The organism is Streptomyces sp. NPDC056738 (assembly GCF_042790435.1).
GTDB lineage: Bacteria > Actinomycetota > Actinomycetes > Streptomycetales > Streptomycetaceae > Streptomyces.
In genome coordinates, this window is sequence record NZ_JBHTZF010000011.1 from 271,172 (window position 1) to 293,901 (window position 22,730).

The 22,730-nt window shown below is 72.3% G+C and carries 19 protein-coding genes; 4 read left to right on the top strand and 15 right to left on the bottom strand.

From position 1 onward, the window contains the following. Positions 1-32: 32 nt before the first annotated feature. Together ACFRIC_RS28010 and ACFRIC_RS28015 are read left to right on the top strand one after the other, a co-directional pair. On the top strand, positions 33-1,040 hold the full coding sequence (locus tag ACFRIC_RS28010; protein ID WP_382791024.1) for an aldo/keto reductase: 1,008 nt from the start codon (positions 33-35) through the stop codon (positions 1,038-1,040). A gap of 103 nt (positions 1,041-1,143) precedes the next feature. Then, the gene (locus tag ACFRIC_RS28015; protein WP_382791027.1) at positions 1,144-2,313 is read left to right on the top strand and encodes a PQQ-dependent sugar dehydrogenase; all 1,170 of its coding nucleotides are present in this window, start codon (positions 1,144-1,146) and stop codon (positions 2,311-2,313) included. A gap of 103 nt (positions 2,314-2,416) precedes the next feature. Here the strand turns inward: ACFRIC_RS28015 and ACFRIC_RS28020 are convergent, their stop codons facing one another. From ACFRIC_RS28020 to ACFRIC_RS28090, 15 genes are all read right to left on the bottom strand, one after another. Further along, positions 2,417-5,503 (bottom strand): AAA family ATPase, encoded by a 3,087-nt coding sequence (locus tag ACFRIC_RS28020; RefSeq protein WP_382791030.1) that lies wholly within the window; start codon positions 5,501-5,503, stop codon positions 2,417-2,419. Between the two features lie 167 nt (positions 5,504-5,670). After that, the gene (locus ACFRIC_RS28025) at positions 5,671-5,862 is read right to left on the bottom strand and encodes a hypothetical protein (RefSeq protein ID WP_382791033.1); all 192 of its coding nucleotides are present in this window, start codon (positions 5,860-5,862) and stop codon (positions 5,671-5,673) included. 198 nt (positions 5,863-6,060) lie between these two features. Beyond that, a complete protein-coding gene (locus tag ACFRIC_RS28030; RefSeq protein ID WP_382791036.1) occupies positions 6,061-6,681 on the bottom strand; it encodes a hypothetical protein in 621 nt (206 codons plus the stop codon). A 35-nt stretch (positions 6,682-6,716) separates the two neighbouring features. Further along, positions 6,717-7,292: a GNAT family N-acetyltransferase gene (locus ACFRIC_RS28035; protein ID WP_382791040.1), complete on the bottom strand. Its 576-nt coding sequence runs from the start codon at positions 7,290-7,292 to the stop codon at positions 6,717-6,719. Positions 7,293-7,296: 4 nt separating this feature from the next. Continuing rightward, positions 7,297-9,600 (bottom strand): MMPL family transporter, encoded by a 2,304-nt coding sequence (locus tag ACFRIC_RS28040; protein ID WP_382791043.1) that lies wholly within the window; start codon positions 9,598-9,600, stop codon positions 7,297-7,299. Between the two features lie 183 nt (positions 9,601-9,783). Beyond that, positions 9,784-10,299: a hypothetical protein gene (locus tag ACFRIC_RS28045; protein ID WP_382791047.1), complete on the bottom strand. Its 516-nt coding sequence runs from the start codon at positions 10,297-10,299 to the stop codon at positions 9,784-9,786. Between the two features lie 99 nt (positions 10,300-10,398). Next, positions 10,399-11,913 carry an Asp-tRNA(Asn)/Glu-tRNA(Gln) amidotransferase subunit GatB gene (gatB, locus tag ACFRIC_RS28050; RefSeq protein ID WP_382791050.1) on the bottom strand — a complete coding sequence of 505 codons (1,515 nt, stop codon included), beginning with the start codon at positions 11,911-11,913 and terminating at the stop codon, positions 10,399-10,401. Between the two features lie 16 nt (positions 11,914-11,929). Next, positions 11,930-12,160, bottom strand: a complete 231-nt coding sequence (locus tag ACFRIC_RS28055) for a hypothetical protein (RefSeq protein WP_361693558.1) — start codon at positions 12,158-12,160, stop codon at positions 11,930-11,932. A gap of 8 nt (positions 12,161-12,168) precedes the next feature. After that, positions 12,169-13,674 carry an Asp-tRNA(Asn)/Glu-tRNA(Gln) amidotransferase subunit GatA gene (gene gatA / locus ACFRIC_RS28060; RefSeq protein WP_382791053.1) on the bottom strand — a complete coding sequence of 502 codons (1,506 nt, stop codon included), beginning with the start codon at positions 13,672-13,674 and terminating at the stop codon, positions 12,169-12,171. A 5-nt stretch (positions 13,675-13,679) separates the two neighbouring features. Continuing rightward, positions 13,680-13,976 (bottom strand): Asp-tRNA(Asn)/Glu-tRNA(Gln) amidotransferase subunit GatC, encoded by a 297-nt coding sequence (gene gatC / locus ACFRIC_RS28065; RefSeq protein ID WP_037622623.1) that lies wholly within the window; start codon positions 13,974-13,976, stop codon positions 13,680-13,682. 440 nt (positions 13,977-14,416) lie between these two features. Then, entirely contained in the window at positions 14,417-16,642 is a 2,226-nt protein-coding gene (locus tag ACFRIC_RS28070; protein ID WP_382791057.1) for a putative bifunctional diguanylate cyclase/phosphodiesterase, read from the bottom strand. Positions 16,643-16,902: 260 nt separating this feature from the next. After that, positions 16,903-19,098, bottom strand: a complete 2,196-nt coding sequence (gene ligA, locus ACFRIC_RS28075) for an NAD-dependent DNA ligase LigA (RefSeq protein ID WP_382791060.1) — start codon at positions 19,096-19,098, stop codon at positions 16,903-16,905. Between the two features lie 15 nt (positions 19,099-19,113). Continuing rightward, positions 19,114-20,121 carry a methionine synthase gene (locus ACFRIC_RS28080; RefSeq protein ID WP_382791063.1) on the bottom strand — a complete coding sequence of 336 codons (1,008 nt, stop codon included), beginning with the start codon at positions 20,119-20,121 and terminating at the stop codon, positions 19,114-19,116. Between the two features lie 30 nt (positions 20,122-20,151). Then, positions 20,152-20,850, bottom strand: a complete 699-nt coding sequence (locus ACFRIC_RS28085) for an SDR family oxidoreductase (RefSeq protein WP_382791066.1) — start codon at positions 20,848-20,850, stop codon at positions 20,152-20,154. Between the two features lie 109 nt (positions 20,851-20,959). Next, a complete protein-coding gene (locus ACFRIC_RS28090; RefSeq protein WP_382791069.1) occupies positions 20,960-21,499 on the bottom strand; it encodes a TIGR00730 family Rossman fold protein in 540 nt (179 codons plus the stop codon). Between the two features lie 50 nt (positions 21,500-21,549). On the opposite strand from ACFRIC_RS28090, the gene ACFRIC_RS28095 reads away from it, so the two are divergent. After that, positions 21,550-21,873, top strand: a complete 324-nt coding sequence (locus ACFRIC_RS28095; RefSeq protein ID WP_382791072.1) for a DUF427 domain-containing protein — start codon at positions 21,550-21,552, stop codon at positions 21,871-21,873. Between the two features lie 64 nt (positions 21,874-21,937). Further along, positions 21,938-22,729: an alpha/beta fold hydrolase gene (locus ACFRIC_RS28100; protein WP_382791075.1), complete on the top strand. Its 792-nt coding sequence runs from the start codon at positions 21,938-21,940 to the stop codon at positions 22,727-22,729. The last annotated feature ends 1 nt before the right edge of the window (position 22,730 follow it).

A 22,730-nucleotide genomic window follows, 5' to 3' on the forward strand; every position in this document is an offset into this window, starting at 1 on the left:
TTGGGGGCCGGCAGAAGGAGGATCACGGCCAGGTGGAGCGCAGAACGATCGGGGCCGCGGCGCTCGGTGTGGGGGCGGTCGGACTCGGATGCATGCCGATGAGCTGGGCTTACACCGGGTCACAACAACGCGGCGACGAATCGCTGCGCGCGGTGAACGCGGCACTGGACCGGGGGTCGACGCTGCTCGACACGGCCGACATGTACGGGCCCTTCACCAATGAGCTGCTCTTGGGACGCGTCCTGAAGGAACGGCGTGCCGAGGCCTTCGTGTCGACCAAGGTCGGCCTGCTGGTGGGCGACCAGCACCTCGTGGCCAACGGCCGCCCCGGCTATGTGAGACGGGCGTGCGACGCCTCGCTGCGCCGGCTCCAGACGGATGTCATCGACCTCTACCAGCTTCACCGCGCGGACCCGGAAGTGCCGGTCGAGGAGACGTGGGGCGCGATGGCCGAGCTCGTCGCGGCCGGAAAGGTCCGCTCGCTCGGGCTGTGCGCGGTGGGTGCCGCGTCCGGCCGCCGGGCGGGGGCGCGGCCGCACGACGGAACGATCCGGCTGCTGGAGCGGGTGCAGCAGATCTTCCCGGTGAGCACCGTGCAGGCCGAGCTGTCGGTGTGGTCGACGGAGGCGCTGGAGGCGCTGCTGCCGTGGTGCGCGGCGCGCGGGGTCGGGTTCCTCGCCGCGATGCCGCTCGGCAACGGCTTCCTGACCGGGACGCTGACCCCGGGCGGGGGCTTCGAGCCCGACGACGCCCGGGCCCGCCATCCGCGCTTCACCGCGGAGATGATGGCCGCGAACCAGCCCATCGTCGTCGGGCTGCGGCGCGTCGCGCGGCGGCACGGGGGCGGTGACCGTCCGGTCACGCCCTCGCAGGTGGCGCTGGCCTGGGTGCTGGCGCAGGGTCCGCACGTCGTCCCGGTGCCGGGGGCCAAGCGGGAGCGCTGGGTCACGGAGAACGCGGGGGCGGCCGGACTGCGGCTGACGGCGGAGGATCTCGCCGAGGTGGCGGCACTGCCGGGGGCGCTGGGATCCTGGGACTGAACGGCGCTTCCGCGGCCCGGCGCGGATCTCCCGGCCGGGACCGGGAACCCGGGGGACGCGAGCGGTGTATGAACAGGGGGACCGCCGCGTCGAAGGGACACTGATGGTGCAAGTTCGAGCAGTGACAGTCGTGTTGGCCGCGAGCGTGCTTCTGGTGACGGCCGGCTGCTCCTCCGGTGAGGGGGGAGGCGGCGGCCCGAACACACCGCCCGGCATCGAGGGCGGGGCCACGCACGCGTCCGCCGCCCCGAGCGCCACCGCCGGGCCGACGCCGCCCGCGAAGGGCTCGGTGCGGGTCCTGCGCACCGTCACCGAGGGCCTGGACACGCCCTGGGGCCTCGCGCCGCTGGCCGACGGCGGTCTGCTGGTGTCCTCGCGGGACAAGGGGACGATCACCCGGATCGACGAGAAGACCGGCGCAAAGACCGTGCTGGGCGAGGTTCCCGGGGTGGCCCCGGCCGGCGAGGGCGGCCTCCTCGGCATCGCGCTCTCGCCCGACTACGCCTCCGACCACATGATCTACGCGTACCTGACCACGGCCTCCGACAACCGCATCGTGCGCATGCTGTACGACGAGCGCAAGCCGGCCGGCGAGCAGCTCGGCGCTCCGGACACGATCTTCAAGGGCATCCCCAAGGGCATGATCCACAACGGTGGCCGGATCGCCTTCGGTCCGGACAAGATGCTCTACGCGGGCGCGGGCGAGACGGGCGACCGTGGCCTGGCCCAGGACAAGAAGTCGCTCGGCGGGAAGATCCTGCGCATGACGCCGGAGGGCGAGCCCGCGCCGGGCAACCCGTTCCCGGACTCGGTCGTGTACTCGTACGGGCACCGCAACGTCCAGGGTCTCGCCTGGGACGACAAACAGCGGCTGTGGGCCTCGGAGTTCGGCCAGGACACCTGGGACGAGCTGAACCAGATCAAGCCGGGCGACAACTACGGCTGGCCGGTGGTGGAAGGGATCAGCCACGACTCGGCGTACCACGATCCGATCGTCCAGTGGAAGACCGACGAGGCCTCCCCGAGCGGGATCGCCTACGCCGAGGGGTCCATATGGATGGCGGCCCTCAAGGGCGAACGCCTGTGGCGCATCCCGCTGAACGGCACCGAGGCGTCCGCGGCGCCCGAGGCCTTCCTGACGGGCAAGTACGGCCGCCTGCGCACCGTCGTCTCCGCGGGCGGCGACAAGCTCTGGCTGACGACGAGCGAGACCGACGGCCGCGGCACCCCCGTGAAGGGCGACGACCGGCTCCTGGAGCTGGAGGTGAAATAGCCCGGGGGGCCGGCCGGGTCGGCCGCACGAGCAGGGTGGGCCGGAGGGGTGACCGCGGTGGACGCGGCACTCCCCCGGCCCGGTCTCCCCCGGGGAGCACTCCTCAGCCGGCCGCTCGGGCGGGCGGGCCGTCCGGCGGGAAGAGCCGCAACCGGTGCGCGAGCGCGGCCGCCTCCCCCCGTCCCGAGACGTCCAGCTTGGCCAGGATGTTCGAGACGTGGACGCTGGCCGTCTTCGGGGAGATGAAGAGTTCCTCGGCGATCTGGCGGTTGCTGCGGCCGGCGGCGACCAGGCGCAGGACGTCCCGCTCGCGGCTGGTGAGGCCGAACGCGGCCGCGGGGTCGGCGGGAGCGGTCCGGGGCGGTCCGGGCGGGTGCTCCAGGGTGATGCGGGCACGCTGGGCGAGCAGCGCGACGGCGTCGGCAAGCGGACGGGCCCCGAGGTGTCCCGCGACGGCGCCGGCCAGCCGCAGGAGTTCCGCGGCACGGCCGCGCTCGTCGTCGTCCGCGCCCGTGAGCAGCAGGGACTCGGCGAGCCGGAGCCGGACCCGGGCGAGGTCGTAGGGGCGCTCCAGGGGTTCGAGGGCCTCGACCACCTCGGACCACTGGTCGGGGCTGCTCGCGCCGTCGGCCCGCCTCAGTTCGGCGCGCAGCCATTCGGCGTGGGCGCTCCAGACGGGCGCTCCGGTGGCCAGGGTTCTCGCGGCCGTGCGGACGCGGTCCAGGGTGGGGGCGCGGCCCGGGGCGGCGACGGGCAGGCCGCGGGCGTCGGCCTCCGCGGCGACGGCGGCCAGCAGCAGCGGCCAGGCGTAGCGCTGGGTGCCGGGCGGGAAGCCCGCGGCCAGGGCCTCCTCCAGGGCGGTGCGGGCGTCGAGGAAGCGGCCCTCGCCCGCGGCGATGCCGATGGTGGTGCACAGCAGCGGCAGGGAGTGCTGGGGCATCGGATCATGGGTGCCGAAGTGGCCCCGGGCGGCGGTCAGTTGACGTCCCGCCTCGACGAGGTCCCCGCGGCCCAGGGCCACGGGCGCGAGCCGGGACGCGCCCACCCCGGAGGCCTTGCCGCCGAGTCCGATGGCCAGGGCGTTGCGGGCGGCCTCGGCGGCCTCGTCCCAGCGGCCGAGCGCGTACAGCGACTCGGAGAGGTTGCCCCAGACCCAGGCCTGGGTGTCCAGCAGGCCGTTCCGGCAGGCGAGTTCTATGCCCTCGCGCAGGATGGCGACGGCCTCCCGGGAGCGGCCGACCGATTCCAGGTGGGAGGGCAGGTTGATGTGCAGACGGCCCACGACGTACGCGGCGCCCTGGCGGTTGGCCCGTTCCCTGACCCGGTACATCTCGGCGAGCCCGGCCTCGGTCTCCCCCGCGTCGACCATCAGGCCGCCGAGGGTGAGCCGGGCGTTCAGCTCGGTGTCCCGGGCGCCCACCATGTGCGCGTACTCCACGGCGCGTTCGGCCGCGGAGAGGGCGCCGTGGCCCGGCTGGTGCACCATGCACCAGGCGGCGACCATGGACAGGACCTCGGCGTGGACCTGGGAGGGCGGCAGACCGCGCACCAGGTCCTGGGCGGTGGCGAGTTCCTTCCAGCCGTTGCCGCGGACCTGTGCCTGCACGAGCCGGGAGCGCTGGATCCAGAACCAGGCGGCGCGCAGCGGGTCGTGCTCGTCCTCCAGGAGGTGCAGCGCCCGTCTGGTCGTCTTCAGGGCGCGTTCGCGTTCCCCGCACAGCCGTCCGGCGACGGCGGCCTCGGCCATGAGGTCCAGATAACTCAGCGGTGTGGCCGCGCAGTCGGGGCCGGCGGGGGTCTGTCCGTGCCCCTCGGGCAGCGGAGGCGGGTAGGCCTCCACGTAGTCGATGGGGCGCAGTTCGGCCCGTACGGTGTCGGGGACCGCCTCCCACAGTTCCATCGCCCGCTCCAGGAGCCGCAGTTGCTCGGAGTGGGCGTGCCGGCGGCGGGCCTCGACCGAGGCGTCGAGGACGGCGGGCAGGGCCTTGGCGGCGTCGTGGGCGTGGTACCAGTAGCTGGCCAGCCGGGTGACGCGTTCGTCGGCCGGTACGAGCGTCGGGTCGGCCTCCAGGGCCTCGGCGTAGCGGCGGTTGAAGCGGGAGCGTTCGCCGGGCAGCAGGTCGTCGCTGACGGCCTCGCGGACCAGGGAGTGGCGGAAGCGGTAGCCGTCGCCGGAGGGCGTGGCGATGAGGATGTTGGCGCCGACGCAGGCGCGCAGGGCCTCGATGAGGTCGTCCTCGGCGAGCCGTGCCACGGCGGCGAGCAGGGGGTACTCGACGGTGCTGCCACCCTCGGCGACGATCCGGGCGACCCGCTGGGCGCTCTCGGGCAGTCCTTCGACGCGGACGAGGAGCAGGTCGCGCAGGGTGTCGGTGAGTCCGGTGCGACAGCCTTCGCGGGCGGCGACGGCGAGTTCCTCGACGAAGAACGCGTTGCCGTCGGAGCGGGCGAAGATCTCGTCGGCCTCGGCGGTGTCGGGTTCGCGGGCGATGATCCCGGCGATCTGGCGGCCGACCTCCGCCCGGTTGAAGCGGCTCAGCTCGATGCGTCGGACCGTGCGGAGGCGGTCGAGCTCGGCGAGCAGGGGGCGCAGCGGATGGCGGCGGTGGATGTCGTCGGCGCGGTAGGTGGCGATCACGACGAGGCGGCCGCTGCGCAGCATGCGGAAGAGGTAGGCGAGCAGATGGCGGGTGGAGGCGTCGGCCCAGTGCAGGTCCTCGAGCACGACGACGACCGTGCGGTCCGCGGCGACGCGTTCCAGCAGGCGGGCGGTGAGCTCGAAGAGGCGGGCCATGCCGTCCTCCTCGTACTGCCGTCCCCGGGGCGTCGGGGCGAGCTCGGGGAGGAGGCGGGCGAGTTCCTCCTCCTGTCCTGCGGCCGCGGCGGCGAGTTCGTCGGGCAGGGCGCGCCGCAGGGCGCGCAGGGCGGTGGAGAAGGGTGCGAAGGGCAGTCCGTCGGCGCCGATCTCGACGCAGCCGCCGGAGGCGACGACGGCGCCCTCGCGGGTGGCGGCGCCGGAGAACTCCTCCAGGAAACGGGTCTTGCCGACGCCGGCCTCGCCGCCGAGCAGGAACGCCTGGGGCTCTCCCCCGGCGGCGGCGCGGGCGAGCGCGTCGTTCAACACACCCAGTTCGTCGGCTCGTCCGACGAACACGGGGCTGACGGACCTGGTCTCCACGGGCCCGAGCATGGCACAGGCGTCCGGCAGGGGGGCACCGGTCGCCGGTACGGCGATCAGTGCCCCGCCCGCCGGACGGCCGGTGGACGGTGGGTGCGGGACGGCCGCCGCGGGGTGGCCGTCCCGCACGGCCCGTGGGCGGCCTGATGGCGCCGGGCCGTCCACGGGAGCCCCGGTGTTCACGCGGTGCGGGCCGACCGGTGCCTGCGGGGGCTGTCGCTATGGGCGCGTTCGCCGTCGTTCTGTGCGGACCGCCGGGCGGCGCGGCGGGCGGCCCGGCGGCCGTCGGCGGCTTCCTTGGCGAGCCGGTAGGTCTGGGCCCTGCGGATCATTTCGTCGGACCGGATCTGCTGGAGCTCGAACTCGAACATCTCGTACCCCTCGTGAAGAGTCGGTTTCGGTCTCGCTTGTTCGCGATGCCTCAACCTTCGTCTCCCAGGGGGGTGCGCCACATCGGGAGAGTTCCGCATCTTGGGGACGCGAAGGGCCTTAGGGCGGCGGCCGGATTCCCGTGCCGGCCCTAAGGCCCCTCTGAGGTGCCGGTCCGCCGGCGGTGCCGGGCCCGGGACTCAGCTCGTGGAGGGCAGTCCGAGGAGGATGTCGGAGTACTTGGCGACCGCGAGCACCAGGCCCACGACGCCGAGGGAGACGCCCGCCCAGGAGACGGACTTGATCCAGGCGGCCTGCGGCCTGCCGGGGGCGCCGAAAGCGGGCCGGACCAGCACCACGACGCCGACGATCAGCGCGGCGAGCGCGAAGAGGCCGCCGACCAGGGCGGTGGTCGCCCAGGCGTCGCCGTAGACCTCCTTGACCTGCGTGGCCACGCTCGCGGTCGACGAGGTCTGGAGCTGGCCGATCAGGGTCTCGCGGGCGGCCGCCACGGTGGCGACCCAGCTCCCGGTCAGCGACACCAGGCCGAGTGCGGCGGACACGACGGCGGCGGCGCCCTGGCCGACCCCGCCGTCCCGTGCCGTCTCGGCGTCCGCGAGCGCGGCGAGGTCGTCGTCGGCCTGCTCGTCGAGGTCCTCGTCGGCCTCGTCCGGCTTCTCGTCGGCCGCGGCCGGGATCACGGTCCCTTCGTCCGCGGCCGCCTCGGCCGTTCCGGCCTTGGTGACGTCCACGGTCTGCTCGTCGCGCTGCGCCTCGGTACCGGTGTCGGCCCCGGTCTCGTCAACTGTCTTGGTTCCCATGCGTGGCACCGTACGGACGCTGTCTGAGAGCTTCCTTAATGTTCCGCGGAGGGGGTGTGCCCGCGTGCGGCACGCCACTCGGGGGCGAGTACGGACCACACCTCGAGGTCGTGCCGGACCCCGTGGTGGGGGTGCTTCTCGCGGAGCACGCCGTCCCGGCTCAGGCCGAGCCGCCGGGCCACGTTCAGGCTCGGGACGTTGCCCGCGGCGGCGACCCACTCGACGCGGTGGATGCCGCGCTCCTCCACCGCCCAGTCGATGAGGATCCGCATCGCGCGGGTGACCAGACCGCGTCCGGAGGCGGCGGGCTCCAGCCAGCAGCCGACCTCGCAGTTGCCCTGGGCCGCGTCGAAGTTCAGGAAGAGCACACCGCCCACGAGCTTCCCGTCCAGCCACAGGCCGTGCAGGGAACCGGTGTCGGCGCAGCGCATGTCCGCGTACCTCTGGAGCTGCGCCCGCGCGGACGGCACGTCCGTGGACCGGGCGCCGAAGGGGATGAACTGCCCGATGAACTCGCGTCCGCGGTCCAGGTGCGCGAGGAACTCCTCCGCGTGCCAGGGCTCCAGGGGCCGCAGTTCCGCTCCGTCGTCGCCCAGGGATATCGCGTACATCCCGTCACCGCTCCTTCGTCGTCACGTCCTTCACCCCGGCGTCCGGCACCGCGACGCCCCGCGCCCCGGCGTCGGTCGCCGCGGGGCCCAGTACGTCCGCCGCCTCGGCGTCCGTGGCCTCGGCCAGCCTCTCATGCGCGGCCCGGCACTCGGGCGGCTCGATGCTGATGCGCGGCAGCCTCTTGTCGAGCGCCCGGGGCAGCCACCAGTTGGCGTCGCCGAGCAGGTGCATGAGGGCGGGGACGAGGAGCGTGCGCAGGACGAAGGCGTCCAGCGCGACGGCGGAGGCCAGGGCGATGCCGAACATCGCGATCACGCGGTCGCCGCTGAGCACGAAGGCGAGGAAGACCGAGATCATGATGACGGCGGCGGAGTTGATCACCCGGCTGGTCTCGGCGAGGCCGACGCGTACGGCACGCCGGTTGTCACCGGTCTCCAGCCACTCCTCGTACATCCGGCTCACCAGGAAGACCTGGTAGTCCATGGACAGGCCGAAGAGCACCGACACCATGATCACGGGCAGGAAGGGCTCGATCGGGCCCGCCCGGCCGAGCCCGAGCAGCTCGCTGCCCCAGCCCCACTGGAAGATCGCGACGACGACTCCGAAGGCGGCGGCGACGGCGGCGATGTTCATGGCCGCGGCCTTGAGCGGGATGCCGATCGAACGGAACGCGAGCAGCAGCAGGACACAGCCGAGGCTGATCACGACACCGACGAAGAGCGGGAGCTTTCCGATGATGACGTCCGCGAAGTCGTCGTAGCTCGCCGTCACACCCCCGACCTGTACGTCCAGGGAGGTGCCCGACTCGGCGCGCGGCAGGACGTCGGTGCGCAGCCGGTCGACGAGGTCGCTGGTCTTCTGGGACTGCGGGGCGGAGTCGGGGACGACGGTGAGGAAGGCGGTGTCGCCGACGCCGTTGTACGTCACCGGGGTCGCCGAGGCGACGCCCTCGGTGGACCGCAGCGTGGCGTCCAGGTTGTCCAGGGCGAGCCGGTCCTCGGCGCCGCCGACCTTGGTGACGAGGGTCAGGGGCCCGTTCACGCCGGGGCCGAAGCCCTCCGAGACGAGGTCGTACGCCTGCCGGGTGGTCGTCGTCCTCGGGTCGTTGCCCTGGTCGGACGTGCCCAGGTGGAGGGAGAGCGTGGGCAGGGCGAGCACGGCCATCACGACGACGGCCACGACACCGAGCAGCTTGGGGTGGCGTTCCACGAAGGCGGACCAGCGGGCGGCGAACCCGGTGGCCATCTCCGGTTCGGGCCCGTGCTCCTCCAGCCGCCGCCGCTCGCGGCGGCTGAGCGCGCGGGGGCCGATGAAGGACAGCAGCGCGGGCAGCAGGGTCACGGAGGCCGCGACGGTGAGCACGACGGTCAGGGAGGCAGCGATCGCCACGCCGTTGAGGAAGCTGAGCCGCAGGATGAGCATGCCCAGCAGGGCGATGCAGACGGTGGCGCCGGCGAAGACGACCGCGCGTCCGGTGGTGGCCACGGCGTTCCGCGCCGCCTCGGCCACCGGCAGTCCGCGTTTGAGGCCGCGCCGGTGTCTGGTCACGATGAACAGCGCGTAGTCGATCCCGACGCCGAGGCCCACCAGCATGCCGAGCATGGGGGCGAAGTCGGCGACGGTCATGACGTGTCCGAGGAGCACGATGCCGAAGTACGCCGTGCCCACGCCGACCAGGGCGGTGGCGATGGGCAGCATGGAGGCGGCGAGCGAGCCGAAGGCGAGGAAGAGGACGACGGCGGCGACGGCCACGCCGACGATCTCGGCCGTGTGTCCGCCGGACGGCTTGGTCAGGGAGATCGCGGTGCCGCCCAGCTCGACGTCGAGTCCCTTGGCCTCGGCGTCCTTGGCGGTGTCGACGACGGCCTGGACCTCGCCCTTGTCGAGGTTCTCGGCCCGGTCGGCGAAGGTGACGGTCGCGTACGCCGTCCGGCCGTCCCGGCTGATCCCGCCGTCCGTGCCCGTCCGGCCCGACCCCTCGTGCTTGTAGGGGCTGTCGACGGAGGCCACTCCGGGAAGCTTCTCGATCTTGTCCAGGGCCCGGGTCATCGACTGTTCGACGTCGGCGGAGCGGACCGTGCCCGAGCCGGTGTGCCAGACAACGGTGTCGCTGTCGCCGCCGAGCCCGGGGAATCCGCTGTTCAGGAGCTGCGTCGCACGGCCCGATTCGGTGCCGGGGACTTCGTAGTCGTTGGAGTACGAGGAGCCCGCCGCGGACGCGGCCGCGGTCACACCGCCGAAGGCCAGAAGCCAGAGCAGGACGGTGACGAGGCGATGCTGGACGCACCACCGTGCAAGGGCTGCCACGAGCGAGCTCCCTGGGGGATTTGTGGATCTTTATCGGGAACTGCCCGCAAAGAACACATGACTAATGCGTCATCACTCTTGCAGCACGAACTGATCCTTTGTCGCATTCGTGGGCTTACTCACAGGGTGGCGACCGATGTCACACGGCATGCGCGTGGCCTCCGTCACCCCACCGGCCACAGCTCAGTCCAACTGGTCACCCACGGCCATGACCATCACTCCGGCGATCATCAGCCACAGGGCCCGCCGGGTGCGGCCTCTGGCGCCGAGCGCCGACGCGCCGGCGCACAGGATGGCCCCCGAGGCGTAGGAGAGGGGTATGAGCGCGCTTCCCGAGCCGCCGGTGCGCATCGCCGACGCGGCGAGTCCGGCGACGGTCAGCAGGACTCCGGTGCCGATCGCGGTCCAGCGCGCCCGGCGCGCCTCGGGATCCTCGTCCCCGTCCTCGTCCTCGCCCTCGTCCTCCGGATCTTCGTCCCCGCCCTCGGCCTCGTCCTCCGGCTCGGCGGGGTCGGGGTCCTCGCGGCCGTCGGGGTCACGCGGCGCGCGGTCCCGGGTCTCGGCGGTGCCGTCATGCGTCCCGGCCGTACGGTCACGCGTCCCGGTCGTGGCGTCGTGCGTCTCGTCGTGCGTCTCGCTGGTGCCGTCGTGCGTTCCGGCCGTGCCGTCGTGCGTCTCGGAGTCGGTGCTTCCACTCATGGCGCGGGAGCGTAGCGCGTTGACCTGAGCACGCCGACACAGACCCCAGGGGGTGCACCGGTCACGGCGCACCCCCTGGGATGTGGGAAAACCCGGATCTCAGCCCTCGGAGACGCCCAGCTTCTCCAGGATGAGCTCCTTGACGCGAGCGGCGTCGGCCTGGCCGCGGGTGGCCTTCATGACCGCGCCGACGAGCGCGCCGACGGCCTGGACCTTGCCGCCACGGATCTTGTCGGCGATGCCCGGGTTCCCGGCGATGGCCTCGTCGACGGCGGCGGTCAGCGCGCCCTCGTCCGAGACGACCTTCAGACCGCGCTTGTCGACGACCTCGTCCGGGGTGCCCTCGCCGGCGAGGACGCCCTCGATGACCTGACGGGCCAGCTTGTCGTTCAGATCGCCGGAGGCGACCAGCTCGGACACCCGGGCGACCTGTGCCGGGGTGATCGGCAGGTCCTCCAGGGCCGTGGCCGACTCGTTGGCGCTGCGGGCCAGCTCGCCCATCCACCACTTGCGGGCGGAGGTGGAGTCGGCACCGGCCTCGATCGTCGCGACGATCGAGTCGATGGCACCGGCGTTGAGCATCGACTGCATGTCGTGGGCGTTGACGCCCCACTCCTCGCGCAGCCGGTTGCGGCGGGCCAGCGGCTGCTCGGGCAGTCCGGCGCGCAGCTCCTCGACCCACTCACGGGACGGGGCGACGGGGACGAGGTCGGGCTCCGGGAAGTACCGGTAGTCCTCCGCCTCCTCCTTCACGCGGCCCGAGGTCGTGGACCCGGTGTCCTCGTGGAAGTGACGGGTCTCCTGGATGATCGTGCCGCCGGAGTTCAGCACCGCGGCGTGGCGCTGGATCTCGAAGCGGGCGGCACGCTCGACGGAACGCAGGGAGTTGACGTTCTTCGTCTCGGAGCGCGTGCCGAACTTCTCACGCCCGTGCGGACGCAGCGAGAGGTTCACGTCGCAGCGCATCTGGCCCTGCTCCATGCGGGCCTCGGAGACGCCGAGCGCCTTGATGAGCTCACGCAGCTCGGCGACGTACGCCTTGGCGACCTCGGGAGCCCGCTCGCCCGCGCCCTCGATCGGCTTGGTGACGATCTCGATGAGCGGGATGCCCGCGCGGTTGTAGTCGAGCAGGGAGTGCGAGGCGCCGTGGATGCGGCCGGTGGCACCGCCGACGTGCAGCGACTTACCGGTGTCCTCCTCCATGTGGGCGCGTTCGATCTCCACGCGGAAGATCTCGCCGTCCTCGAGCTGGACGTCCAGATAGCCGTTGAAGGCGATCGGCTCGTCGTACTGCGAGGTCTGGAAGTTCTTCGGCATGTCCGGATAGAAGTAGTTCTTCCGGGCGAAGCGGCACCATTCGGCGATCTCGCAGTGCAGCGCGAGGCCGATCTTGATGGCGGACTCGACTCCGGTCGCGTTGACGACCGGGAGGGCGCCGGGCATGCCGAGGCAGGTCGGGCACGTCTGCGAGTTGGGCTCGGCGCCCAGCTCGGTCGAGCAGCCGCAGAACATCTTCGTCTTGGTGCCGAGTTCGACATGGACTTCGAGGCCCATGACGGGGTCGTACGACGCGAGCGCGTCCTCGTACGACACCAGGTCGATCGTGGTGGTCACGGTGAAAACTTCCCTCTCAGCCCAGCAGGACGTCGTCGTCGCCCAGGCGCTTGAGCTCCCGGTAGAGGATGGCGAGGCCGGTGACGATGGCGGCGGCGGACACGGCGGCGTCGATGAGGCGCAGCGTGTCGTTCTCCTTGCGGGCCCTCTTGACCTGCTTCGCGACACCGAGGGCGCCGAACGCCGTGCCCGCCATGGACAGATACGTGCCGGACTTGGACTTCTTGAAACCCTTGGCCTTGGACATTGCCTTGCTCACAGCGACGGAGCCTCCTCAAGCAGCGGGTGGCCCCACTTTTCCACGAAGGCGGCCTCGACGGCGGCTCCGACCTTGTACAGACGGTCGTCCTTGAGCGCCGGGGCGATGATCTGCAGACCCACCGGGAGGTTGTCCTCGGGGGCGAGACCGCAGGGCAGCGACATGGCGGAGTTGCCGGCCAGGTTGGTCGGAATGGTGCACAGGTCCGCGAGGTACATCGCCATCGGGTCGTCGGCGCGCTCGCCGATCGGGAAGGCGGTGGTGGGTGTCGTCGGCGAGACGATCACGTCGACCTGCTCGAACGCCTTCTCGAAGTCGCGCGTGATGAGCGTACGGACCTTCTGGGCGCTGCCGTAGTACGCGTCGTAGTAGCCGGAGCTGAGGGCGTACGTGCCGAGCATGACGCGGCGCTTGACCTCGGGGCCGAAGCCGGCCTCGCGGGTGAGGGCCGTGACGTCCTCGGCGGAGCGGGTGCCGTCGTCGCCCGTGCGCAGGCCGTAGCGCAGGCCGTCGAAGCGGGCGAGGTTGCTCGAACACTCCGACGGGGCGATCAGGTAGTACGCGGAGAGCGCCAGGTCGAAGGACGGGCAGTCCAGCTCGACGATCTCGGCGCCCAGCTCCTTGAGCATGGTGACGGCCTCGTCGAAGCGCTGCACGACACCGGCCTGGTAGCCCTCGCCGCGGAACTGCTTGACGACGCCGACGCGCATGCCGGAGACGCTGCCGTTGCGGGCGGCCTCGACGACCGGCGGGACCGGGGCGTCGATGGAGGTCGAGTCGAGCGGGTCGTGCCCGGCGATGACCTCGTGGAGCAGGGCCGCGTCCAGGACCGTACGGGCGCAGGGGCCGCCCTGGTCGAGGGAGCTGGAGAACGCCACCATGCCGTAGCGGGAGACCGCGCCGTACGTCGGCTTGACGCCGACCGTGCCGGTGACGGCGGCCGGCTGGCGGATGGAACCGCCGGTGTCGGTGCCGATGGCGAGGGGCGCCTGGTACGAGGCGAGGGCCGCGGAGGAGCCGCCGCCGGAGCCGCCGGGGATCCGGGTGAGGTCCCAGGGGTTGCCGGTCGGGCCGTACGCGCTGTTCTCGGTGGAGGACCCCATGGCGAACTCGTCCATGTTGGTCTTGCCGAGGATGACGACGTCGGCGGCCTTGAGGCGCTTGGTGAGCGTCGCGTCGTACGGCGGGATCCAGCCTTCGAGGATCTTCGAGCCGACGGTGGTCGGGATGCCCTCGGTGGTGAAGATGTCCTTCAGCGCGAGCGGGACGCCGGCCAGCGGGCCGAGCTTCTCGCCTGCCGCGCGCTTGGCGTCCACGGCGCGGGCCTGCGCGAGCGCGCCCTCGCGGTCGACGTGCAGGAAGGCGTGCACCTTCTCGTCGACGGCCTCGATCCGGGCCAGGTGGGCCTCGGTGACCTCGACGGCGGTGAGCTCGCCGGCCGCGATCTTCTGGGCGATCTCGGCCGCGGTGAGCTTGATGATGTTGACGTTGGTGTCCGTCATGGTGATTAGTCCTCCCCCAGGATCTGCGGCACCTTGAAACGCTGCTGCTCCTGGGCCGGGGCGCCGGAGAGCGCCTGCTCGGGGGTGAGCGACGGACGGACCTCGTCCACGCGCATGACGTTCGTCAGCGGCAGCGGATGAGAGGTCGGCGGTACGTCTTGGTCGGCGACCTCGCTGACGCGGGCGACCGCGCCGATGATGTCGTCGAGCTGGCCTGCGAAGTGGTCGAGCTCTTCGCCCTTCAGCTCCAGACGCGCCAGCCGTGCGAGGTGGGCGACCTCCTCGCGCGTGATGCCAGGCATGCAGCGATCCTCTGGGGTGAGTGCGGTGTGGTTTGGCCCAATCCTATGGGGCCCGGGCCGATGCCCGCGCCCGGGTTTGCCGGGCCACGCCGACACCCCGGCCTCCGGCCGGACGTCCCCCACCCACGCACCACCCGTTCACCCCGGCCGTCCCGTGCGCCGGGGCCGATCCAGCCGACCGACCGACACCCCGGCCTCCGGCCGGATGTCCCCCACCCACGCACCACCCGTTCACCGTCCGACGAGAAGCCGGACTCTCCCGCCCGCCGTCCCGCCGTCGGCGGCCGACGGACGACACCCCGGCCTCCGGCCGGACGTCCCCCACCCGCGCACCACCCGTTCACCGTCCGACGAAAAGCCGAGCTCTCCCGCTCGGTCGTCCCGCCGTCGGCGGGCCTCGCGGCGAGGGGGATGGTCGGCCGGAGGGCGGGGCCGAGTTGCTACTCGGCGGCCGGGAGGGCGGCTCGGGGGCGCTGCCAGCCGCGGGCTCCCCGGGCGAGCAGCCAGGCCGTCGCCTCCTCGGGCGGCATCGCGGCGGCGACGAGCCACCCCTGGACGGCGTCACACCCCAGGTCCCGCAGCCGCTCCCACGTCTCGTCGTCCTCGACCCCCTCCGCCACGACGAGGAGCCCCAGCGAATGGGCGAGGTCGACGGTGCACCGCACGATCTCGGCGTCCTCGGCGTCGACGGCGAGCCGCGCGACGAACGAACGGTCGATCTTCAGCTCGCTGACCGGCAGACGGCGCAGATGGACCAGGGAGGAGTACCCGGTGCCGAAGTCGTCCAGCGACATCTTCACGCCGTGCCCGGTGAGCGCCGCCAGGGTGTCGGCGGCACGCTGCGGGTCCTCCAGGAGCACATGCTCCGTTATCTCCAGTTGGAGCGCTCCCGCGGGCACTCCGTGCCGGGCCAGCCGCGCGGCGACGGCGCCCGCGAACCCCGGGGTGTGCACGTCGCGCGGCGACACGTTCACCGCGACCGGCACGTACAGCCCCTGTGCCCGCCAGCGCGCGACCTGCCCGAGGGCCGTCTCCAGGACGTACTCGGTGAGGTGCGGCATCAGCCCGGACGACTCGGCGATGGCGATGAACTCGTCCGGCGGCACCTTGCCGCGCTCGGGATGCACCCAGCGCACCAGCGCCTCCAGCCCGGCCACCTGTCCGTCGAAGCGGACCTTGGGCTGGTAGTGCAGTTCGACGTCGCCGGTGTCCAGGGCCCGGCGCAGATCGCCGAGCAGACCGAGCCGGTCGGGGGTGTTGGAGTCCCGCTTGGACTCGTACACCTCGACGCCCGTACGGTCCCGCTTCGCCTGGTACATCGCGATGTCGGCCAGGCGCAGCAGCCCCTCCGCGTCGAGCGCGTGGTCGGGGAAGACGGCGAGCCCGGCACTGGCCTCCAGGACGAGGGTGAGCCCGTCCAGGTCGAGCGGCGAGCCGAGGGTGGCGACCAGATTGCGGGCCACCCGCGTGGCCGACGTGGTGGAGTCCACGACCGGCAGTAACACGGCGAACTCGTCGCCTCCGAGCCGCGCGGCCTCCGCCCCGCGCGGCAGTGCCAGCCGCAGCCGCTCGGCTATCTGAAGGAGCAGCCGGTCGCCCGCGAGGTGCCCCAGCGTGTCGTTCACCGAACGGAAGCGGTCCAGGTCGATGAGCAGGAGTGCGGAGCGCACGCCGATGCGCTCGGCGTCGTCCAGGGCCGTCCAGGTGCGTTCCAGCAGCCACTGACGGTTCGGCAGCCCGGTCAGCGGGTCGCGCAGTTGCTCCTCGGCCCGGGCCCGGGCTATCCACAGGGTGGAGTCGAGGGCGATCAGCGGGATCGAGAACAGGGGCAGCAGGGCCGGCTGGGCCGTCGCGACGACACAGATCAGCGGCGCGATGCCGAGCAGGGCCACGGCGACGAGTCCGTGCCTGACCAGGGCCGTACGGGCGACGGTGGGCAGGCCCCCGCGCGGCGTGTTCACGTACCAGAGCAGGGCGCGGGTGACGGCGAGATAGGCGCCGGCGACCAGCACGACCTGGGGTGCGGCGTAGAACGTCCAGGTGTCGGGGGCCCAGGGCGTCTCGACGCTCGGGAACCGTCCGAACGACGCGAGGACCAGGGCTCCGGCGCCGATGCCGAGGATGTCGACGGCGCCGTGCACGATGCCCTGGCGCCAGCGGTTGCGGCGGGCGGTGCCCACCAGGACGACGACGGTGAGGCTGACCATCCCGGCCGGGACCCAGCCGTACAGCAGCAGGACCGCGAGGGTGAGCGCGGCGCCGGAACCGGTGGCTCCCCACCAGCGGGCCCGGCCGAGGGCGACCAGGTGACCGACGATGACGCCGGTCAGCAGGGCCAGCGCCCAGCCGACGGCGCCGCAGGGGAAGAGGGCGTGATGACCGCTGAACGCCCGGTAGAAGCCCGCCCCCAGGACGAACGCGGCCGTGGCCACGACCGCCGTGGGCAGCGTCGGCCAGGACAGATGGCGCTCGGGGTCCTGGCCGGGCAGGCCGGTGCCAGCGGTGAGGGCGGCGGGGCCGGCGGGAACGGGGAGCGGCGCGGCGCCGAGCCCGCTCCGGGCGGCGCGCTCCGACTGCCGTCCCGTCCGCAGGCCGGTCAGCCACGCGCCGGTCGTCCGGCGCGGGCGCAGCCGTGAGTCGGGAGCGGCGCTCTCGGTCGGTTCCATTCCCGTCCCTCTCACTGCCGGCGGTGCCGACGCCACACGATCCGTTGCCGGCGACAGCGGCCAACGGTGCTGCGTCGGAAAACCCTTCCCTCCGCTCATGCGGAGTCGAGGATGCGCCGGCCGCGGCCGGGCACGGCAGGCGCACACGTCAACAGTAGGCCGCGGAAGGCTTCCACGGGCAGCGGTCGTCGACGGTTGCCCGAATGCGACCTGGTCACCCGTATATCCCCGATTTGCTCCGAACGGGTGGTCTTGAACCCCTATTCCTCGATCGGAAGGGCGACTTCCGCCGCCGCGTCCGGTCCCTGCGCCAACAGGACCGCGAAGCCCTCCTCGTTCAGGACCGGAACCTTCAACTGCATCGCTTTGTCATACTTCGAGCCGGGATTGTCGCCCACCACGACGAAGGACGTCTTCTTCGAGACGGAGCCGGTCACCTTTGCTCCACGGCTCTGCAGCTCCTCCTTCGCCCCGTCCCGTGTGTGGTGTTCGAGCGTGCCCGTGACCACGACCGTGAGGCCTTCGAGCGGTCGCGGCCCCTCGTCCTCCCCCGCGCCCTCGTCCTCCATCCGGACGCCGGCCGCCTTCCACTTGCGGATGATCTCGCGATGCCAGTCCTCGGCGAACCATTCCTTGAGCGAGGCGGCGATGATCGCCCCGACGCCCTCGGTGGTGGCGAGCTCCTCCTCCGTGGCCGCCTCGATGCGTTCCACGGAACGGAACTCCCGGGCCAGCGCCTCGGCCGCGACGGGCCCGACGTGACGGATCGACAGACCGGTCAGCACGCGCGCGAGCGGCCGCTCCTTGGCCGCGGCGATGTTCTCCAGCATGGCAAGCGCGTTCTTCTTCGGCTCGCCCTGCTGGTTGGCGAAGACCGTGGCGATCTTCTCCTCGCCGGTCTTCGGATCACGCTTGGGCAGCCCGCTGTCCTGGTCGAGGACGTACGCCTTGATGGGCAGCAGCCGCTCGATCGTGAGGTCGAAGAGGTCGCTCTCGTCCTTCAGCGGCGGGTCGGAGGGTTCCAGCGGCTTGGTGAGGGCCGCCGCCGCGACGTACCCGAAGTGCTCGATGTCCAGCGCCTTGCGCCCCGCGAGGTAGAACAGCCGCTCGCGCAACTGGGCGGGGCAGGCCCGCGCGTTCGGGCAGCGCAGGTCGACGTCGCCCTCCTTCATGGGCCGCAGCGCCGTACCGCATTCGGGGCACTCGGCCGGCATCACGAACTCCCGCTCGGTGCCGTCGCGCAGGTCGGCGACCGGTCCGAGGATCTCGGGGATGACGTCACCCGCCTTGCGCAGCACCACCGTGTCCCCGATGAGGACGCCCTTGGCCTTCACCACGTCCTGGTTGTGCAGGGTGGCGAACTCGACCTCGGAGCCCGCGACCGTCACCGGCTCGACCTGCGCGTACGGCGTGACCCGGCCCGTACGGCCCACGCCGACACGGATGTTGACGAGCTTGGTGTTGACCTCCTCGGGCGCGTACTTCCAGGCGATCGCCCAGCGGGGTGCGCGCGCGGTGGAGCCGAGCCGGCCCTGGAGGGGGATCTCGTCGAGCTTGACGACCACCCCGTCGATCTCGTGCTCCACGGAGTGGCGGTTCTCCCCGTAGTTCGCGATGAACGCCCGTACGCCGTCGAGGTCGTCGACCACCTCGGCGTACCGCGTGGTCGGCAGCCCCCAGGAGTGAAGCAGGCCGTAGGCCTCGGAGAGCCGGCCCAGTCCCTCGAAGCCCTCAAGGGCGCCGATGCCGTGGACGACCATGTGGAGCGGCCGGGACGCGGTGACGCGCGGGTCCTTCTGCCGCAGCGAACCGGCCGCCGCGTTACGGGGGTTGGCGAACGGCTTGTCACCCGCCGCCACCAGCCGGGCGTTGAGCTCCTCGAACTTCTCCATCGGGAAGTAGACCTCGCCGCGGATCTCCACGAGGTCGGGGACGTGATCGCCGGTCAGACGGTCCGGGATCTCCGCGATCGTACGGACGTTGGGCGTGATGTCCTCGCCCGTGCGGCCGTCACCTCGGGTCGCCGCGCGGGTGAGACGGCCCCGCTCGTACGTGAGGTTGACGGCGAGGCCGTCGACCTTCAGCTCGCACAGGAAGTGGTGGTCGGAGGCGCCCACGTCCCTGGCCACGCGCTCGGCCCACGCCGCCAGTTCCAGATCGGTGAAGGCGTTGTCGAGCGACAGCATGCGCTGCCGGTGCTGGACCGAGGTGAATTCCGTGGCGTAGGCCCCGGCGACCTTCTGGGTCGGCGAGTCCGGTGTCCGCAGCTCGGAGTACTCCTCCTCCAGCGCCTCCAGGGAACGCAGCAGCGTGTCGAACTCCGCGTCGCTGACGACCGGGGCGTCCTTCACGTAGTACCGGAAGCGGTGCTCCTCGATCTGCTCGGCGAGCTGCGCGTGCCGCTCGCGTGCCTCGGCGGGTACCGATGTGGGCTCTGCGTGCATTTCGCCGGCCACCGTTGTGTCCTCCCGTTACTCTGGGTTGTCCGCGAGGGATCTCGCCGCCCGGACGCAGTGGGCCAGCGCCCTGCGCGCGAAGTCGGGGGAGGCCCCCGCGAGTCCGCACGACGGAGTGAGCGTGACGGCCTCCGCGAGAAGACCCGGCCGCAGCCCCAGCCTGCGCCACAACGTCCTGACACCCATGACGCTACCGGCAGGGTCCGACAATGGGACGTCCACGCCGGGGACGACACCGGCGAACAGACGGGTACCGCCCTCGACCGCTTCCCCGATCGCCTCGTCGTCACGCTCGGTGAGGAGGGAGAAGTCGAACGAGATCGCCGCCGCGCCCGCCCGGCGCAGCAGGGCGAAGGGGACGTCCGGAGCGCAGCTGTGGACCACGACGGGGCCGCCGCCGTTCACCGCGACGACGTCCCGCAGCGTGGCCTCGGCGATCTGACGGTCGACCGCGCGGTGGGTGCGGTAGCCGCTGGCGGTCGGCACCCGGCCGCGCAGCACGGAGACCAGGGAGGGCTCGTCGAGCTGGAGGACGATCTCGGCTCCCGGGATCCGCCGGCGGACCTCGTCGAGGTGGAGACGCAGTCCCTCGGCGAGCGAGCCGGCGAGGTCGCGGCAGGCGCCGGGGTCGGAGAGGGCGGACTCGCCGTTCCTCAGCTCCAGCGCGGCGGCCAGCGTCCAGGGACCGACGGCCTGCACCTTGAGGGGTCCCTCGTACCCCTGGGTGAACTCCTCCAGGGCGTCGAGGTCCTCCCCCAGCCACGACCTGGCCCGCTTGGTGTCCCGGCCCGGCCGGTCCCCGAAGCGCCAGCCGCTGGGCTCCACGCGCGCGTACAGCTCGACGAGCATCCCCGCGGTCCGGCCGATCATGTCCGCCCCGGGCCCGCGGGCGGGCAGTTCGGCGAGGAAGGGGAAGTCCTCGAAGGATCCGGTGACGGTCTTCGCGGTCTCCCGCGCGTCACCGCCCGGCATGGATCCGACCCCGGTGGCGGAGCCGAACCTGAACTCGCTGTTTTCGCTCACCCCGGAAGCCTACGGAATCCCGCGCGGGGGTCAGCCTCCCGGGCGCACCGTCAGGTCGTTGACCTCGGCGTCGCGGGGCAGGTCGAGCGCCATCACGATCGTGGTCGCCACCGACTCGGGGTCGATCCACTTAGAGGCGTCGTACTCCTTGCCCTCCTGCTGGTGGACCTTGGCCTGCATGGGGCTGGCGGTGCGCCCCGGGTAGACGGAGGTCACGCGGACGCCGGCCGCGTGCTCCTCGTGGCGCAGCGAGTCGGCGAGGGCCTTCAGGCCGTGCTTGGAGGCGGCGTAGGCGGACCAGTCGGCGTGGGCGTTCAGTCCGGCTCCGGAGTTCACGAAGACCACGTGGCCCTGGGCGAGGCGGAGCTGGGGCAGGAAGTGGCGGGTGAGTTCGGCGGGCGCGACCAGGTTGACGTTGAGCTGGTGGCGCCAGGACTTCGGGGTCAGTTCGCCGACCGGGCCGAGGTCGACCACGCCAGCGATGTGCAGCAGGGAGTCGACGCTGCCCGGGAGCGCCTGGTGCGAGAACGCCCAGGAGAGCTTGTCGGGATCCGCCAGGTCGCCGACCAGGGTCTTCGCGCCGGGGAACGCGGCGGCCAGTTCCTTCGCGCGGCCGGCGTCGCGCGCGTGGAGCACGAGTTCGTCCCCGCGCGCGTGCAGACGGCGGGCGACGGCCGCGCCGATGCCGGAACCGGCCCCGGTGATCACATGTGTAGCCATGGACGCCATGCTCGCATCACCGGGCGCCGGTCTCGAACCGCCCGCCGGGCATCTCGGCGGACGGCGTCCCGAACCGCCCGCCACCTCGGCGGGTGCCGGTCGCGTACCGCGCGGACGGTCAGCGGATGCCGACGCTCTCCTCCAGGTAGGCGAGCGCCCCCACCGGCTCCTCGGCGAAGAACACCAGGTCGGTGAGGGGGCGCGGCAGGAAGCCCTCGGTGTCCATCCGCCGGAACTGCTCCTTGAGGCCGTCGTAGAAGCCGGCCGTGTTCAGCAGGACCACCGGCTTCTCGGTCTTCCCGTGCTTCTTCAGCTCCAGGATCTCGGTCGCCTCGTCCAGGGTGCCGGTGCCGCCGACCATGACGACGACCGCGTCGGCCTTCGCCAGGAGCAGCGCCTTGCGCTCGGCCAGGTCACGGGCGACGACCATCTCGTCGGCGCCCGGGCGGGCCCGGTCGGCCAGGAAGTCCACGGAGACGCCCACGAGCCGTCCGCCCGCCTGCTGCACCCCGTCGGCGACGACCTTCATGAGTCCGACGTCGGAACCGCCCCACACGAGGGTGTGGCCGCCCTTTCCGAGGAGTTCGGCGAACTCCCGCGCGGGGCGTGTGTAGCGGTCGTCGAGGTCGGCGGCGGAGAGGAAGACGCAGATGTTCATGGCTTCACCGTACGCGGGAACGATTCGGGGCCCGCGAGCGCTTTCCCTGTATGGCTGAAGGACACACGATCACCATCGAGCAGGGCACGCGGAGCGTCCGTGTCGTGCACGGCGGCCAGGTCCTGGCGGAGAGCGACCGCCCCCTGGTGCTGCGCGAGACGGGCTGTCCGGTGCGCTACTACATCCCGCCCGAGGACGTCCGCCTGGACCTGCTGACGCCTTCCGACACCCACACGTACTGCCCGTTCAAGGGCACCGCGTCCTACTGGTCGCGTCCCGGCGCGGCCGATCTGGTGTGGGCCTACCCCGATCCCAAGCCCGATGTCGCCGAGATCAGGGACCATCTGTGCTTCTACGAGGTCGACGTGTCCTGAGATCCGGGCGGACGCGGGCGTGGTGACGCGATGAGTTCCCGGGCTGCGGGCAGTCTGTGCAGGCATGGACAAGAAGACCATCTCGCGCGACGGGACACCCATCGCGTACGAACGCCACGGTGACGGCCCGACGGTCGTCCTGGTCGGCGGTGCCATGTGCACCGGCGCCACGCTCGCGCCGCTCGCCGAGGCCCTCTCGGACCGCTTCGGCGCCGTCACCTACGACCGGCGGGGCCGCGGCGACAGCGGCGACACGGCGCCCTTCGCGGTGGCCCGTGAGATCGAGGACATCGCGGCACTGATCGAGACCTTCGGGGGCAGCGCGGCGCTCTACGGCATCTCGTCGGGCGGCGCGCTGGCCCTGGAGGCGGCCATGAGCGGGCTGCCCGTCCGTGAAGTCGTCGTCTACGAGACGCCGTTCGCCGTCGACGAGGTCGCGGGCAAGCAGCGGGCCGAGTACACCGAACGGCTGACGGAACTGCTCGGCCAGGACCGGCACGGCGACGCCGTCGAACTGTTCCTGACCCTCGTGGGCACGCCCCCGGAGATGATCTCCGGGGTGCGCATGTCCCACGCCTGGCCCGGTATGGAGGCCATCGCGCCGACCCTGGCCTACGACGACGCCGCCATGGGGAGGGGCGAGAGCCGGGTGCCCCGCGAGCGGCTGGCCGCTCTCTCCCTGCCCCTGCTGTCCGTCGCGGGCGACGCCAGCCCCGCGTGGATGCGCGAGGCGGCGCGGAGCATCGCGGAGGCGGCGCCGAACGGGTCGTACCGCACGCTGGAGGGTCAGACCCACATGGTGGATCCCCGGGTGCTGGCTCCGGTGCTGGCGGAGTTCTTCCGTACGGGCGTCTAGG